Origin of the sequence: Pseudomonas sp. Xaverov 259, from assembly GCF_019352915.1 — a bacterium.
Classification (GTDB): Bacteria; Pseudomonadota; Gammaproteobacteria; order Pseudomonadales; family Pseudomonadaceae; genus Aquipseudomonas.
Map to the genome: position 1 here is coordinate 207,880 of NZ_JAAAFV010000031.1, position 15,376 is coordinate 223,255.

The 15,376-nt window shown below is 59.6% G+C and carries 14 protein-coding genes; 4 read left to right on the forward strand and 10 right to left on the reverse strand.

Going from position 1 to position 15,376, the window contains the following annotated elements:
• Positions 1-4 precede the first annotated feature (4 nt).
• From tssC to K0H48_RS11625, 5 genes are all read right to left on the reverse strand, one after another.
• Entirely contained in the window at positions 5-1,504 is a 1,500-nt protein-coding gene (gene tssC, locus K0H48_RS11605) for a type VI secretion system contractile sheath large subunit (RefSeq protein WP_219267558.1), read from the reverse strand.
• Between the two features lie 78 nt (positions 1,505-1,582).
• On the reverse strand, positions 1,583-2,083 hold the full coding sequence (gene tssB, locus K0H48_RS11610) for a type VI secretion system contractile sheath small subunit (protein ID WP_219267559.1): 501 nt from the start codon (positions 2,081-2,083) through the stop codon (positions 1,583-1,585).
• Between the two features lie 38 nt (positions 2,084-2,121).
• Entirely contained in the window at positions 2,122-3,153 is a 1,032-nt protein-coding gene (tssA, locus tag K0H48_RS11615) for a type VI secretion system protein TssA (protein WP_219267560.1), read from the reverse strand.
• Between the two features lie 78 nt (positions 3,154-3,231).
• Positions 3,232-4,269, reverse strand: coding sequence for a catalase family peroxidase (locus K0H48_RS11620; protein ID WP_257626926.1), 1,038 nt, complete (start codon positions 4,267-4,269; stop codon positions 3,232-3,234).
• 51 nt (positions 4,270-4,320) lie between these two features.
• Complete coding sequence (locus K0H48_RS11625; protein WP_257626927.1) at positions 4,321-5,244, reverse strand: anti-sigma factor; 924 nt, start codon at positions 5,242-5,244, stop codon at positions 4,321-4,323.
• Between the two features lie 485 nt (positions 5,245-5,729).
• Between K0H48_RS11625 and K0H48_RS11630 the strand changes: the two genes are divergently transcribed.
• Complete coding sequence (locus K0H48_RS11630; RefSeq protein ID WP_219267561.1) at positions 5,730-6,281, forward strand: RNA polymerase sigma factor; 552 nt, start codon at positions 5,730-5,732, stop codon at positions 6,279-6,281.
• Between the two features lie 41 nt (positions 6,282-6,322).
• Here K0H48_RS11630 and K0H48_RS11635 read toward each other — a convergent pair whose 3' ends face one another.
• Positions 6,323-7,360: an AraC family transcriptional regulator gene (locus K0H48_RS11635; protein WP_219267562.1), complete on the reverse strand. Its 1,038-nt coding sequence runs from the start codon at positions 7,358-7,360 to the stop codon at positions 6,323-6,325.
• A gap of 203 nt (positions 7,361-7,563) precedes the next feature.
• On the opposite strand from K0H48_RS11635, the gene K0H48_RS11640 reads away from it, so the two are divergent.
• Positions 7,564-8,505 (forward strand): transporter, encoded by a 942-nt coding sequence (locus tag K0H48_RS11640; RefSeq protein WP_219267563.1) that lies wholly within the window; start codon positions 7,564-7,566, stop codon positions 8,503-8,505.
• A 166-nt stretch (positions 8,506-8,671) separates the two neighbouring features.
• Here the strand turns inward: K0H48_RS11640 and K0H48_RS11645 are convergent, their stop codons facing one another.
• The 4 genes from K0H48_RS11645 to K0H48_RS11660 all read right to left on the reverse strand — a co-directional run bounded on the left by K0H48_RS11645 (position 8,672) and on the right by K0H48_RS11660 (position 12,619).
• Positions 8,672-9,880 (reverse strand): DSD1 family PLP-dependent enzyme, encoded by a 1,209-nt coding sequence (locus K0H48_RS11645; protein ID WP_219267955.1) that lies wholly within the window; start codon positions 9,878-9,880, stop codon positions 8,672-8,674.
• A 59-nt stretch (positions 9,881-9,939) separates the two neighbouring features.
• A complete protein-coding gene (locus tag K0H48_RS11650; RefSeq protein ID WP_219267956.1) occupies positions 9,940-11,268 on the reverse strand; it encodes a D-arabinono-1,4-lactone oxidase in 1,329 nt (442 codons plus the stop codon).
• A 76-nt stretch (positions 11,269-11,344) separates the two neighbouring features.
• Complete coding sequence (locus K0H48_RS11655; protein ID WP_219267564.1) at positions 11,345-11,698, reverse strand: cytochrome c5 family protein; 354 nt, start codon at positions 11,696-11,698, stop codon at positions 11,345-11,347.
• A 102-nt stretch (positions 11,699-11,800) separates the two neighbouring features.
• Positions 11,801-12,619: an arylamine N-acetyltransferase gene (locus tag K0H48_RS11660; RefSeq protein WP_219267565.1), complete on the reverse strand. Its 819-nt coding sequence runs from the start codon at positions 12,617-12,619 to the stop codon at positions 11,801-11,803.
• 120 nt (positions 12,620-12,739) lie between these two features.
• Here K0H48_RS11660 and K0H48_RS11665 point away from each other — a divergent pair, with 120 nt between their 5' ends.
• Positions 12,740-12,976: a DUF6555 family protein gene (locus K0H48_RS11665; RefSeq protein ID WP_017137532.1), complete on the forward strand. Its 237-nt coding sequence runs from the start codon at positions 12,740-12,742 to the stop codon at positions 12,974-12,976.
• 252 nt (positions 12,977-13,228) lie between these two features.
• Positions 13,229-14,407 (forward strand): integrase core domain-containing protein, encoded by a 1,179-nt coding sequence (locus tag K0H48_RS11670; RefSeq protein ID WP_219267566.1) that lies wholly within the window; start codon positions 13,229-13,231, stop codon positions 14,405-14,407.
• Positions 14,408-15,376: the final 969 nt, after the last annotated feature.

Sequence of the window (15,376 nt, forward strand, 5' to 3'; positions counted from 1 at the left end):
TTGATCAGTTGGATTTGGTCGACGGCAGCTTGGAAACCAAGCGCAGCGACACGGTCAGGCCTTCAAGCTGGTAGTGCGGACGCAGGAAGAACTTGGCGCCGTAGTAGCCGGGGTTGCCTTCGATTTCTTCCACCACCACTTCGGCGCCAGCCAGGGGTTTGCGGGCTTTATCCGCGTCGGTGGCAGTGGCCGGGTTGTGTTCCACGTAGCGGCCGATCCAGTTGTTGAGCCACACCTGCATGTCGTCGCGCTCTTTGAAAGAGCCGATCTTGTCGCGCACGATGCACTTCAAGTAGTGGGCGAAACGGCAGGTGGCGAACAGGTACGGCAAGCGCGCGGCGAGGTTGGCGTTGGCGGTGGCGTCCGGGTCGTCGTACTCGGCGGGTTTGTGCATCGATTGCGCGCCGATAAACGCCGCCAGGTCGCTGTTCTTTTTGTGTACCAGCGGCATGAAGCCGTTCTTGGCCAGTTCCGCTTCGCGGCGGTCGCTGATGGCGATTTCGGTCGGGCAGGTCATGTCGACGCCGCCGTCATCGGTCGGGAAGGTATGCACCGGCAGCCCCTCCACCACGCCACCGGATTCGATGCCGCGGATCTGCGAGCACCAGCCGTAGTGTTTGAAGGAGCGGTTGATGTTCACTGCCATCGCATAGGCAGCGTTGGCCCAGGTGAAGTCCTTGGCACCGGCGGCGTCGGTGGTTTCTTCGAAATCGAAGGCTTCCACCGGGTTGGTCTTGGCACCGTATGGCGCACGGGACAGGAAGCGCGGCATGGCCAGGCCGACATAACGCGAGTCTTCGCTGGCGCGGAAGCTGCGCCATGCGGCGTGTTCCGGGGTCTGAAAGATCTTGGTCAGGTCACGCGGGTTGGCCAGCTCCTGCCACGACTCCATCAGCATCACGCTGGGGTCGGCGGCGGTGATCAACGGGCAGTGGGCGGCGGCGCTGACGCGGGCCATCTGGGTCAGCAACTCCACATCCGGCGCGCTGTTGTTGAAGTAGTAATCGGCCACGAACGCGCCATAGGGCTCGCCGCCGAACTGGCCGTATTCCTCTTCGTAGAGCTTCTTGAAGATCGGGCTCTGGTCCCAGGCCACCCCTTTGAACTTGCGCAGGGTCTTGTGCACTTCGCTCTTGGAGATGTTCATCACCCGAATCTTCAGGGTCTCGTCGGTCTCGGTGTTGTTGACCAGGTAGTGCAGGCCGCGCCAGGCGCTTTCGACGCCCTGGAATTCTTCGTGGTGCAGGATGTGGTTGACCTGCTCGGTGAGCTTCTGGTCAAGAGCGGCGATCAGGCCTTCGATGGTGCCCAGCACGTCGTTGGGCATCAGTTGCGTGCCTTGCAGCGCTTGCTCGGCCAAGGTACGCACGGCGGTTTCGACCGCTTCCTTGGCCTTGTCGGTCTTGGGCTTGAACTCTTTTTGCAGCAGGCTGGCGAAGTCGCCGGCGTCGAATTCCGTGACCTGGGCAAGTTGCCCCGGCTGTTCCGATTGAGTCGTGGACATGACGGTATCCTCAAATTTTGGGCAAAGCGTCCCCGTACCGGGGCAAACGAGGCACCGGCGCAGGCAGCGGTTATTCAGTTATTCGGGCTGCTTGGGCGCACTGCTCAAGGCTTGCATCACCGCAGGGTCGCTGAGCAGCTTGGCCAGCAACTCCTCGGCACCGACCTTGCCGTCCATGTAGGTCAGCAGGTTCGACAATTGGCTACGCGCGATCAGCAACTGGTTGAGGCTTGGCACCTTGCTGGCGATGGCGGCCGGGGTGAAGTCGTCCATCGATTCAAAGGTGATTTCCACCGGCAGGTTGCCGTCGCCGGTCAGGGTGTTGGGCACCTGGAAGGCTACGCGCGGCTTCATGGATTTGAGGCGGTCGTCAAAGTTGTCGATGTCGACTTCCAGGAATTTGCGCTCGGCCACCGGCGGCAACGGCTCGGCCGGTTTGCCCGAGAGGTCCGAAAACACGCCCATGACAAACGGCAGCTGCACGGTTTTTTCCGCCCCGTAGATCTCCACGTCGTATTCGATCTGAACGCGCGGCGCACGGTTGCGGGCGATGAACTTCTGACTGCTTTCTTTGGCCACAGGAAAAGCTCCGGTGTGTGGGGTTGAGACTAAAAGGGTCAGGTGTCGCTGTTGCGAACACCGCTGACCAGCGCCAGTTGCGCGAGACCATCGGGGGCGAGGTCTTGCAGCAATTCCATGAAATTCTTGTCGATCAGCTTCTTCGCCCGCTGCAGCAAAATCGGCACCGGGCTTGCGGGTTCAAAGGTCTGGAAATAGGTGCACAGGCGGTCAATGGTCTGGCGCGCGTCTTCGCGGCTATTGATCTCGCCGCGTGGCGCTTGAGGGGCGGCGACTGCGACGGCGGCCGTTGCAGCAATGACGGGCTCAACGTCAGCCGGCGCAGCACTCGGCAAGCGCCGCTGGATCACCTCACCGGCGCGGCGCAGCAGCGAGGCCAGGCTGCTCAGATCGATGGCCCGGCCAACGCCGACCTTCTCGGTAAGCCGTTGCTCGATCTGCACGCTGAGCGCCAGCGCCTTTGCCAATGCGGCTTCAGTAGCGCTCAGCGCAGCAGGATCGGCTTCGGCGAATGCGCCTTCAATCATCGCCAGGCTGACGTTATCGCCCTCCTCGCCCGTTGCCAGGTCAACCTGGCGCAAGCTCACTGCGCCCATGCTGCGGGTGCTGACCAGCGGCGCGTCCAGCACGTCGCGCAGCAAGCCGGCAGGCTCACAGAGGAAGGCGAGGATATTGATGCGCAACAAAGGGTCGTTGTCGTCTTGCGGGTCGAGTTGCGGGTGCAGGCCGTCCCAGCAGTTTTCCAGTAGCGCCTGCACCAGCTCCAAGCCGGCGGCCAGGCCTGGAATGCCGTTGACATTGAGCTGGGCGCGGGTGAGCCAGATGGCCAGGCGCAGGTCGCGGCTTTGCTCCAGCAGCGGCAAAACCAGCAACGTCACGCGTTTCCAGTTCGGCTCGATGGCTTGGGTGATGGTTTCGCCGTACTGCACTTCGGGCTTGCCAAGTGCCTCTTCTTCCAGCTCCAGGAATCCAGGGTCGTATTCGAAGTTGAGGCCACAGCCGTCGACCTCGGCCAAAGGCCGGGCCAGTGCGGTGAAATCCAGTGGTTGAGCTTCGCTGGGCAGGCCCATCGTACTTCCCTCGTTCAAGTTGTTCTGGGGATAGAACAGGCGAGGGAAATGATTTATTCCGTGGGCTGAAGAAATTTCTTAATGCGCGCGTTCTTCCTCAACACGGCGCCGGTGGGATTCGGCGTACGCGGCTTGGCGGGCGAGCAATAAAGGGTCGTCCGAAGGCGAGATGCCGGCCGGCAATTGCAGCGGGTTGAAGTCGATATCACGGCACGCGCCATCGACCTGCGACTGTTGGGCATCAATCACCAGCACGCCCGCGTCGATCTGGCGCCGCGCTTGTGGCCAGCGCACCGTGGCATCGGTGGTGACGTCACCCGGTTCGGCCAGGCTGATCATCAAATGCCAGCGCGCCGGGCCGTGTTGCAATTGCTTGGCAAAACCGAAAGCGAGGAAGTCCGGGTCGCGTGATTGCGCGGCTGTCATCGGTTGGTAAGACGCCTCAGGCACCATGCTCCAGCGCACCAGGTGCACCGCGCCTTGAGTGTCGGTCATGCGAAAGGCATTGACGCTGTAAAACGTAGTGTTATCAAACCCTGAAGACCCGGGATGGCTCGCCAGCCACGCCTCGAACGGACGCATTTCAGGATGGGCGTTTTTGAACGCCTGCATTTTCTGTGGGTCAGGCCCGCTGCTGCCGTAGGCCGGCATGGAGGCGCGCAGCTGTTGGTACAGGCCTTCGGGGGTGTTCACCGGGAACACCGGCACGGAGTTCATCGCCATGTACCAGGCGTCGCCGTCATCCGAGGCCAAGCGCAGGGCCATGCTGCGGATCATGCCGTGCACATCGGCCTGGGAAGGGTCGCCACCGGCGGCGGACAACCGGCCGATCAGCGGCACGCTGCCACGCTGTAACAAGGACGCGCTGGAAATCTCTACGGCATTACCGGTGCTTTCAAAGCGGCCGCTGATGCATTGGCCCTTGGCATGGTTACGCCGGAAGCCTGGATGAGCGCCACCGGCGACGGCCTCCATCTCATCGACGATTTGCGTAGCCGTGGGTGATGGGGCGTACCCGGCGTGCAGCGCCCAGGCAGCCAGACCTGCGAGCACCGCGATAGCCACAACGACAAGAGGTAAACGATGGGTTTTATGCAACAGGGTAGGTTTTGTCATCTAGCTATCTGGGATCGCAGCATCAGGAACCAATGCCCGACCCCAGCAGGGTCATTTCTGGATGGCGGCGATCCACAGAGGGGCAGGCACATCAGCAAACAGCTGGGCCGCACTGCGATCGGCGACAAGTCGGGCAACGGCGTTCAAGTCCACACCTTGTTCAGGCTCGCCGATAAGCGCGTAGCCCAACTCGGATTGGCGCCAGGTTACTACGTTCATCTGCGCCACGCTCTGTTGGGCGATGGATTGATCGGGCTTGGGTTCTTTCATTACACACAATGCAACCGGTGCGCCATTGGCAGGCAGGTACACCAACTGCACCAGCGCCTTGTTATTGAAGCGCAGGCGCTGCACACGCTGAAAGGTCAGGCCGGCGGCACTCAGGTCTGGAACACGCAGGGCGAGGCCGTCTACCTCACGGATATCAGCGAGTGTCTTGGTCACCACATCGGTCGGCTGGACCGCGTAGGCAACCGTTTCGCGGGTGTACAGATGCTGGTAGGCAGCCGCCTGTTGAACCCAGGGAGAGGTCTGGGCCACAGCCGGCGCGGTTGCATCAAAACCGGGCTTGAGGGCACCGCTGAATGCACCCACTTGAAGCACCAGCGCATAACAGGCCGCACCCGCAACGAACGTCAGGGCCGGCCATGCAAATTTAGGTTGGAGGAACGCGAACAGACGCGCAAAACCGCGGTCTGCTTTCTCGGCAGCGGAAGGAGTGTCAGCCGTTTTCGCCTGGGCAGACGCCGAATGTTGAGCGGCCAGCGCAGCAATACTGAGCTTGAGGCTCTCGGGCACCGGCGGCACGTTCTGGCGAGCAAACGCTTGCTCATAAGGCAGGCAGGAAGCCATCAACCGAGAGACTCGCAGAGCCAGGTCCGGCGACGCGTCTATCAGCCGCTCCAGCTCCTGGTTCTGTTGCGGCGACAGTTCGCCGTCAACATAGGCCATTAGCAAGGCATCGTCCGCTACCATGGGATTATCACTCCGTTTGTATTGATCAATTTCTGCTGTGAGATTCTCGACCTTGTGGGCCGAAGCGGCGAGTCAGCGGGTAGCGACAAGCCATCATATTGACATCGTCGTTGCCGTAGCAACAGGGCAAAAGAACGTTTAAGCAACCGCAAAACACTCGGCAACAGGTACAACAACATTAAGAAAACACCCTGGGATTGAAAATATTCCCAGGGCCGAATAAATCTTATATGTTTCACTATGTGTCCGGGTATTTTTCCTGACACGATTGTCAGACTGATTGGCCTGCTCCCTGCATAAGCTGTCAATAATCTTTCAGTCACTGTCCAAACAGATGCATTTTGTTAGCATCTTGATACAATTCACTGTCACCCCAAGGACCCTCAGCACCGCAAAAAGGACGCCGCAACCCAGGCATCCGCTACGGTATCGACCTCGTAGCCTGACCGCACCATTTTAGGCATCAAGAAATAAAAAGAGGAAATATGTCGATCACCGGTGCTGACTTACCCGCACTGCTGCCAGAACTGCTGCCGCGCCTATGGGCATTCGCGCTGCGCATTTCCGGTGACAAGCACGATGCCGAAGACTTGGTTCAGCTCGCCTGCGTGCGTGCGCTGGAACGCGCCCATCAGTTGCAGCCCGACACCTCGGTGCTGAGCTGGATGTTCTCGATTGTGCATTCCACCTGGATCAACGAGCTGCGTTCACGCAAAGTGCGCAGCCGTTCGCGCATGGACTGGAACGACGAATTTCTGGAAACCGTCAGCGACCCCGAGGCGCCCAACCCGGAATCCGACATGATGCACCGGCAGATTATCGAAGCGGTAGAAAAACTCCCCGAAGGCCAGCGCGAAGTCATGCTGCTGGTGGGCGTGGAACGCTTCAGCTACAAGGAAGCCGCCGAAATGCTCGACCTGCCGATCGGCACGATCATGAGCCGGTTGTCACGTGCGCGTCAGGCGATCGGCGCGCTTTTTGATTCGCCGAAAAGCAAACCTTTGCGCGCCCGCCCGGAAAGTTCATCGGCGTCATAAAACCGCTCTAGACCGGCGTCCACACGGGACCACCCGACGGACTACGCCAGCCCTCCTCCCTCGCCGCGAAATGCACTGGGGCTCACCCCCGTCCAGCGCTTGAACGCGCGCCGAAAACTGCGCACATCGCTGTAGCCGACTTCCTCGGTAATGCGCTCAATCGATAACCCCGGATTGCCCAGCAGGCCCATGGTGCGGGCGCGTCGAACCTGTTCCAGCAAGGCTTCGAAGGTCAGCCCGTGCTCGGTCAAGCGTCTGCGCAGGGTGCGCCCACTCATGTTCAAGTCGCCGGCGACCTTCTCCAGTTGGCTGCCCTGCAGATCCCGCGAAATAGCGCGCTCAACGGCCTGGATCAGGTCCATCTTCTGGTGCAACTGGGCGCTTTCCAACTCCAGCAACTCCAAGGCCTGGCGCAACGCCAGTGCGTGGTGATTAGGCAGGCGTTTATCCAGCCAATGCGGGGCCAGGACCATGCGATTGTGCAGGCAGCCAAAGCGCACATCCGCGCCAAACAGGCGTTGGTATTCAGCCTCGTAAGGCGGCGCAGCGTGTACGAACTCCATGCGCAGGGGCATAAACGCCTCCCCCACCAAGGCGCGGCCATACACCATCAGGCTGGCGAAGAACTCTTCGGCCGCAAACACCTGCACCTCGGCAAACGGCAGCAGGCATTCAACGTCAACGTGGACTTCTTCCAGGGTCTCATGGGTACGCGTGGTGGCGATGCCGCCGGAGGTGTGTTGATGGCGCTCGCCAATGGCAAATGCATCGCGCAGGGTCTTGCACAGGGAGATCACATGGCCGAGCAGACCGAGGGTGCCCAGCACGTTCTGATGCCCCACCCACAGGCCCAGCCCCTGATCGGGCAGCACCTTGAGTGCGCGCTGGATCATTGCCACGGCCTGGCGATAGGAAATGCGCTGGGCCGGGTCATCCAGGTCGGCCAGGGTAAACCCCAGGCCCCGGCATAAGGCTTGGGCATTCGCGCCCTTTTGCGCTACCACGTGCCCAAGGGTTTGCAACAGGAACGGCGACACCAGCGCCAATTCAAATTGCGGGTCAACGGCTTTCCTTTGCATGGCTCACGGGTTCCTGACTGAGTACTTCAGTTCTTGTTTTAGAAACATCCTGTTAATCATAGGCGCTTGCAAGAGCCGCTGCATCCTGAGTGAAACCTGTCCGGCAAAGTCCCCATATCTGGCCGCCAAAACCCTGCCACGTCGCGCGCTGAGGGCTTATTTCTAACGTCAGCGGTGCCCTAACAATAATAAAGAGGCCAGACATGAACCCCACCCGAGCACTTCCCCCCCTGCAACTGGCGCTGTTGAGCCTGCTCAGCCTGCCGGCGCTGGCCACCGAAGGCGGCGTCGACAACATCGGCCCCGGCACCGATGGTTTCTACATCCTGCCGCTGGACGTGAACAACCTGCCCGACCATATGTTCGCCTTCAACCTGTATTACAACCACTACCAGGCACGCAAACTGGACATCAGCTCCCTCGGCGGCAAGGTCTCAGAAGTGCGGATCAAGTCCGACGCGATCATCCCGCGCCTGGACTACCTGAGTCCCGTGCGTGTGTTCGGCGGGCGCCTGGGCGGCTATATCGCCCAGCCGTATATCAAGCAACAGGTGGCGCTGTTCGGTATGTCCGACACCCGCGAAAGCATGGGCGACACCACCCTGGCGCCGATCATCCTGTGGGACATGGGCAAAAACCTGACCCTGGCCGCCGCCGTGGAAATCACCCTGCCCACCGGCGAATACGACGCCACGCGCCTGGCCAACACCAGCAACAACTTCTACACCTACAAGCCGCTGGTCTCTGCGACCTGGATGCCCAATGAGCGTACCGAACTGTCGATCAAGACCACCTACAGCTTCAACGAAGAAAACCACGACACCGACTACCGCTCCGGCCAGATCTTTCACTTCGACTACTCGGCCAGCTACAAGGTGACCGACAACCTGAGCCTGGGTATCAACGGTTATTACCTGAAACAGACCACCGACGATAAGCAGTACGGGCGCACGGTGGTGAATATCTATGGTGATGAAGTGAATGACGGCGTGAAGGGGCAAGTGTTTGCGATTGGCCCGGCGGTGTATTTCACCTTCTTGAAATACGCCAGCGCCGAGGTGCGCTGGGCCAAGGAGTTTGATGTGAAGAACCGGCCGGAAGGCGATATGTTGTGGGCCAAGATCACCATTCCTTTTGCGCTGTAAAAACGCTACTTGAAACAGGAACACTGACTTGTGTGGGAATGTGATTGTGTGGGAGCTGGCTTGCCTGCGATAGCATCACCGCGGTCTATTCTTGAGACCGAGGCGTCTGCATCGCAGGCAAGCCAGCTCCCACACAAGCACACTCCCACATGTCGACCGATTTTCGTCAGGTATAGACGGGCCAGGTCTCGACGATTTTACCGCCACGCACCGCCAGCAAATCCCCAAACTGCAACAACACAAACTCACTCTGGGTCGGGCGCAAAAACACCTGATCATCAATGTTCAGTTGCACCGCAGGCGAGCCGTTGACCATCTCCTGGTTAGAACTGCGCCCAAACAGCTCATTGCTTTGCAGCCCCTGCGGCGACTCGAATTGCGCCATCCAGTTACCGCCATAAATAAAGAACGTCTCGCGCTGGTTCGCATCCCACCACGAAAACACCCGTGACTTGCCATCCAGCGCCGGAATTTCCAGCGGCCCGGTGCGCTTCAATACCGGCGTAGCAATAAACGCAGCGGGCACATGTTCACTCAACGACGGCAAATCGTAATGCGTCGGCTTGAGCAACGCGGTGCCCACCGACACCTCCGTACTCAACTGTTCCTGCTCATGAATACGGTAACTGGGGCTGCCCGCCGTATTGAGCGTCAGCCCCTCACGCCATAACCCGGCAAACTGCTGACGGGTGAAGTCAACATGGCCGTTGTAGCGCTGCATTACCTGGTCAAACAGCGCCTGTGGCGTACCGAGAATGCCCGGCACGCCCATGCCCACAAATGGGTCGTAGCCCATAAACCCGGCAAACTCCAAGTGTTGCGGGTTGGCGCTGATCAGCGTAAGCATTTGCCCCAGCACCGCGTTATCGCTGATACCGCCGCGATGCAGCCCCACATCCAGCTCGATATTCACCCGCAACCGCGTGCCCAAGCCTTGCGCCAACGCCAGGTAGTGCTGCAACCGTTCAGGCGTGTCCAGCAGCCACTGCAATTGCCTGGCCGGGTCAAACCGGCCTTTATGGGTTTGATAAAACAGCTCGGCCGAGCGTACCGGCAACGGCTTACCCATCAGGATATCGGCCTCGGGAAACACCAGCACATCGTGATTCAAAAACGGCTGATGAAACGACATCAGCCGCGCTGTGCCCGCGCGCTTGGCGATATACGCCAGCAACCCCGGCGACGGCAGCGACTTCTCCACCAGGCGCAGATGCTTGCCGCCACGCCGAACCGACTGCATCACCACGTCGATATTGTGATCCAGGCGGTCCAGGTCGATCAGCATCACCGGGCGCATCGGCCCATGGGCTTTGAGTTCCTCATTAAGGCTGCGGAAATACTCGCTGTATGGGCCGCCGCGATCACTTGGCCGCAGCCACCAGCCACCCGCCACTGCCGCAACGGCGGCGCCCAGCACAAAATGTCGGCGTTTCATCAGGCCACTCCCAGGATCGATGACAGGTGCGCATTGAGAAACTTGCCGCTCGGGTCCAGCTCGCGGCGCACGCGGGTGAATTCGTCCCAGCGCGGGTATAGCGGCTGCAAGGTGCGCGCGTTGAGGGTGTGCAATTTGCCCCAGTGCGGGCGGCCGGCGTACTTCCAGAAAATCGGCTCCACGGCGGCAAAGAAGTTGTGATGGTCCATGGCGTAATGCTGATGGACCGAGATCGAACAGCTGTCGCGGCCCTCGAACATGCTCAAGGGAATGTCATCGGCCTTGACATAGCGGTACTCGATGGGAAACCAGGTGCGCAGGTCCTTGTCGGTGATCAGCTTGAGAATTTCTCGCAGGCACGCCGGGCCGTGCTCGGCGGGCACCGAGTATTCCATCTCGTTGAAACGCACGTTGCGCACATTGGCATAGACCTGGAACGACTCGGCCACGCGATCTTCAAAGCTGGCGAAAAAGCGCAGGCTGTTGAGCAAGGTGCGGCGTGTGCCCGGAAAATCACTGGCGTATTTGTCGAGTTTTTCGATGATCGACACAAACTCATTGCCGCCCGCCTCCGCCGGGTCGACGGGAGGTGTTTCGGGGTCATCGGTTTCGTTGAGGGCGATGGACAGCGCGTAGTCGGAATGGGTGACCACGAGCATTTCCCAGTGCTGGTTTTCGCGGGTGTTCTTCGGCACATCCTCCAGCAACTCTTCGGTCTTGGCGATCCACTGGCGCTCACGCAAGCGGTACGGTGCGCGGTTCTGCGAGCGGATCCGGGTGGCCACGCCCAACGCACCGAGGGACACGCGCGCGGCGCTGAACACCTCGGGATGGCGTTGCGCGTCGCAGTCCAGCACGTCGCCTTGGGCGGTGACCAGTTGCAGGCCGGTGACGCAACCGGAATACGAGGTAAAGCCCACGCCGGTGCCATGGGTGGAGGTGGCAATCGCCCCGGCCAGGGTCTGGTAATCGATGTCCGCCATGTTCGGCAGCGCCTGGCCGACGGCCTTGAGCGCCGGCCCCATGCGTGACATTGGTGTGCCCGCGGCAAAGGTCGCTTGCAGGGTCGCAGGGTCATGCGCGAGCAGCCCATTGAAGTAGCTCAGCGACAACAAGGTTCCGTCGGTGGGCACCAGGGCGCTGAAGGAATGCGCCGAGCCTACGGGCCGAATAGTGCTCGGCGCCTGGCGAATCACCTGCACCAATTCATCCAGGTCTTTGGGCGCCAGCCGCGCCAGCGGCAGGCAGGTCTGCGCGCCCGACCAGTTGCGCCACGGGATCAGCCGTGGTGCGCGGGCCAGTTGAGCCAACACCGGGTTACTCGACAGAGCCAGGAATGCCCCGGCCACCGCCGAGCGTTGCAACAGTTGCCGCCGTGAAAGCGCCATCCACCACCTCTTTTTATTATGGGAGTTGAACACCGGCCATAAAGCTGATCAGCGCCAGGAACTGCTCTTCGGAACACTGCATGCACAGCCCCATCGGCGGCATGCCGTTGTAGCCGTTGATGCTGTGATCCAGCAGCGTGTCGGCGCCCTGGGCGACACGTGGGCTCCAGGCGGCCTTGTCGCCCGCCAACGGTGCGCCGGCGGCCGGGTTGGCGTGGCATAGCTTGCAGCTGGTGTCGTAGACCTGCGCCAGCACCGGGTCGGCGGGCATGGTCGTGGCGGCAGCGGTGCGTTCGGGGGCAGGTTTGGGCGGATTGTCACAGGCCGTCAGCAGGCCCAGCACAGCCAACAATAATACGACGCGGCGCATGGACACCCTCTCTTCTTAGTATGGAAAGTGGATTCCACACTAAGGCAGCCACGGCTCTGCGTTGAGGGTTTTGGCGGACACAAAGGGGGCTTGGGCGGACAGTTATGCCTTCACCAGCCGTTCCAGCGTGTCATGCAACTGTGGATGCGCGGGCAGACGGATACCGAAGATTTCGCGCAGCAGTGCCTGCAGCTCATCGCCACTCTCGATCGTACGTTTTTCGCTGGGCCGGTTTAAGTGATGGACCGCGTAGTGGGCATTGGCCAAGGTATGCCGTTTACCCGGCGCCAACAGCGCCGCCTTCAGTTGCCCGACAAAGACAGAGGACGGGTGTGTCGACACGTACCAATTGCCGATGGTGTAGTCGATATCCGCCTGCACTTGCAGGTCGAACACATACAAGCCACGCCACTCCTCACCCACCTGCGCCCACAAGGTGTAATCGGCGCCGTTGAAGGTCAGGCGATAAGGCTCATGGGCGGTGGCCTGGGGCGCCTCGGTGTCCAGTTGCAAGGGGCTGCTGGGCACCATGCCGCCGAAGCCGACGTCGGTGACATAACGCACGCCGTCCAGGGTCACCAGGCTCAGGCGATGGGTGCGCCCGGTGCGCGCATCAGGCGCCCCGCCCATCACCACCCAGCCGGTAAGCCCGCGGGCGTCGAAGCCCAACTCCTGCAACAGCGCCAGGAACAGGTAGTTAAGCTCGAAACAGTAACCACCGCGCCCGTCCAGCAGGACCTTTTGCTCGATGCTGGGCAGGTCGATCGGCACCGGCGCATGCAGCAAGGTCGACAGGCTCTCGAAGGCGAAGGTGCAGACGTGCCGCAACTGCAGGTCCTGCAGGGTTTTGAGCGTGGGTGGCGGGGCAGAGTCGTAGCCCAGACGCTGCAGGTAGAGCTGGCTGTGAGTCAATCGGGACATGGCGCGATCCTTGGGCGCGTGACGAGTGCGTCACTATGCCGCGCCAGCGTACGGCTTGTCATTTTGAGTGAACCTTTTTGAACGCCCGCCTATCCATCTATAACAAGACAGGGAGGCAACATGAGTACCGCAAAAATCTACACCATTCACTATCAACTGCACGGTCAACCGAAGTCCTTTGTGGTACGCGCCGAAGTGATGAATAACGCTGAAGCGTGGCACTGGGCGGCGGTCGATGCTGACATTGCGCATGTCAGCCGCATCGGGCGCGTGGGTCATGAGCAGGTCAAGAAAACCACCCGGCCCTGGGCGGAGAAGTTCGGGATCAGCGAGGTTACCTGGGTGCCGCCCAAGTGAGTTTCGTCTGGATGTGATCAAGCCCCGCTATTGCGGGGTTTGGTTTGTGGGGGTATTGGTGGTGGTGTGCATATCCGTTATTTAGGTAACGGCGGCCTATGGTTCCGCCCTGACGGCGGGTCACTTTTGTAAAGACACAAAAGTAACCAAAAAGTCTTCGCCGGTATGACTCACCCACATGGGTTACAAATCAGTTCACGCACATAGGTAACAGTTTTTAACTGGCAGGGTCGATTTCGCGAGGATCTGACCATGCCCTGGAAAGAGCTGAAACCTATGGACCTTAAAGTGATGTTTGTCGCTGAATATCTGACTGGTAAACACAGCCTTAGCCAGCTATGTCGAGACTATGAAATCAGCCGAAAGACCGGCTACAAGTGGGTCGAGCGATACAAAGCAGAAGGTCCCAGTGGGCTTGATGAGCGTAGTCGTCGTCGGCACCACCAGACTTATGTGGTGCCTCTGGCGGTAAAGCAGGCGATTATCGAACTTCGTTCTATAGGCGAGACAATCCCTGGTCCGAAAAAGATCCAGAGTGATCTGATAAAGCGCTTTCCGGGCCAGGATCCGCCCTCGAAAACGACTATTTATAACATCCTCAAAGCAGCTGATCTGATCACGCCTCGACCCTTGCGGCCAAGAGTTGCTGTCTATCCAAAACCGTTACGCAAGGCAGATGTGCCTAACCAGCTTTTCAGTGCTGACTATAAAGGCCAGTATCTGACAGGAGCGGGCGTATGGTGTTATCCGCTAACAATCATGGACCATGCCAGTCGCTTCTTGCTTGCCTGTCAGAGCATGCCCAGCACCAATTTCAAGGAGACCCAAGAGACGTTCGAACGGGTGTTTCGCGAGTATGGTTTGCCTGAGCGAATCCGTACTGACAATGGAGTGCCGTTTGCCAGCACAGGGCGCGGAGGACTGTCACAGTTGTCGATCTGGTGGCTACGGCTGGGAATCATTCCAGAGCGTATCGAGCCCGGTCGGCCAGACCAAAATGGCCGGCACGAGCGTATGCACCGAACACTGAAAAGTACTTTGCCCAATCCACCTGCGGTTGCTTGGGAGTCTCAGCAGAAACACTTTGATCGTTTCATACAGCACTACAATTACGAGCGAGGGCATGAAGCGCTGAGCCAGAAAACACCGGCTTCATGCTATTCACCTTCACCTCGAACCTATCCTGAGAAACTGCCGGAGATGGGTTATGCAAGTCATATTGAGTGTTACCGGACTGACTCAAACGGGATGATTTATCGGTCAGGTCTGCGGATTTATGTGGGGCATTTACTGAAATACCAAACTATTGGAATGGAGATGCTAAGCGACGATGTGTGGGCTGTTATTTTCGGCCCAGTGATCCTCGGACAAGTGGATGCTAGGAATGCAGACAAGGACGGCTATATTTCACTCAAAGTGTTACCTATGTGAATGCACTTTTGTGTAACCCATGTGGTTGTCCCGTACACACGCCCCAACACTCGGTGCCTCGCTTAGGCTCGGCATGCCCGCAATCCGCCAGTGATTTGGCGGGTCGCCGCGATGGGCCATCCTTGGCCCAGCGCGGCTAAACCGGCGTCCTGCCGGTTTACCCCCCAAAATCACTGTCGAATTCCGGCCATCGTGTTTGACGGGGCGATTTCAGATCAAGATCAAGATCAAAAGCGCAGATCAAAAGACCGCTGACTTCGTCATCGAAAAGGATGTAAGGGCCAGAGCAACAGCAACAGCAACAGCAGAGCCAAACTCGGTCAAAGGTGGGAGCTGGCTTGCCTGCGATGGCATCAACTCTGTGTGCCTGATGTACCGAGGTGTCTGCATCGCAGGCAAGCCAGCTCCCACAGAAAAGCAGCTCTTCAGTGCATGTAAATCTGCAGCCGACCTCATATTCAAAACTGCATGCGGTCAACTGTGGGAGCGGGCTTGCTCGCGAATGCGGTGGGTCAGTTACAGATGAATTGGCTGACACACCGCATTCGCGAGCAAGCCCGCTCCCACACTTAGACCGTGTTGCATCAGGTAGATATGTTTTGGCTTCGCACTTGATCTGGCTCTTGCTTCAACCACTCAGGTCGGCTTTCAGGCCGCCGTGCTGTAGATCTTGATCTTGATCTGAGACGCCCCGTTAACCACGATGGCCGAACGCAGGCTTGAATCCGTGGGTAACCCGGCAGGACGCCGGGTTAGCCGCGCTGGGCCAAGGATGGCCCATCGCGGCGGCCCACGGATTCAAGCCGGAGTGAGGGCACACCGAGCATTAGCGAGGTGCCGAGTGGTGGGGCGAGGACTTTTTGGTTACTTTTGCGTCCTTGCAAAAGTGACCCGCTGTAAGAGCGGAACCATAGGCGGCCGTTACCGCAGCAACGGATATGTACACCGACAACCCGCTATCGCAGGCAA

What these genes read in the sequence shown, in the direction of transcription:
- K0H48_RS11655 (WP_219267564.1), bottom strand. Translation starts at nt 11,698, where the DNA reads ATGCGCCGCGTCGTATTATTGTTGGCTGTGCTGGGCCTGCTGACGGCC.
- K0H48_RS11670 (WP_219267566.1), top strand. Translation starts at nt 13,229, where the DNA reads ATGCCCTGGAAAGAGCTGAAACCTATGGACCTTAAAGTGATGTTTGTC.
- tssA (WP_219267560.1), bottom strand. Translation starts at nt 3,153, where the DNA reads ATGGGCCTGCCCAGCGAAGCTCAACCACTGGATTTCACCGCACTGGCC.
- K0H48_RS11665 (WP_017137532.1), top strand. Translation starts at nt 12,740, where the DNA reads ATGAGTACCGCAAAAATCTACACCATTCACTATCAACTGCACGGTCAA.
- K0H48_RS11630 (WP_219267561.1), top strand. Translation starts at nt 5,730, where the DNA reads ATGTCGATCACCGGTGCTGACTTACCCGCACTGCTGCCAGAACTGCTG.
- K0H48_RS11625 (WP_257626927.1), bottom strand. Translation starts at nt 5,244, where the DNA reads ATGGTAGCGGACGATGCCTTGCTAATGGCCTATGTTGACGGCGAACTG.
- K0H48_RS11660 (WP_219267565.1), bottom strand. Translation starts at nt 12,619, where the DNA reads ATGTCCCGATTGACTCACAGCCAGCTCTACCTGCAGCGTCTGGGCTAC.
- K0H48_RS11640 (WP_219267563.1), top strand. Translation starts at nt 7,564, where the DNA reads ATGAACCCCACCCGAGCACTTCCCCCCCTGCAACTGGCGCTGTTGAGC.
- K0H48_RS11620 (WP_257626926.1), bottom strand. Translation starts at nt 4,269, where the DNA reads ATGACAAAACCTACCCTGTTGCATAAAACCCATCGTTTACCTCTTGTC.
- tssC (WP_219267558.1), bottom strand. Translation starts at nt 1,504, where the DNA reads ATGTCCACGACTCAATCGGAACAGCCGGGGCAACTTGCCCAGGTCACG.
- K0H48_RS11635 (WP_219267562.1), bottom strand. Translation starts at nt 7,360, where the DNA reads ATGCAAAGGAAAGCCGTTGACCCGCAATTTGAATTGGCGCTGGTGTCG.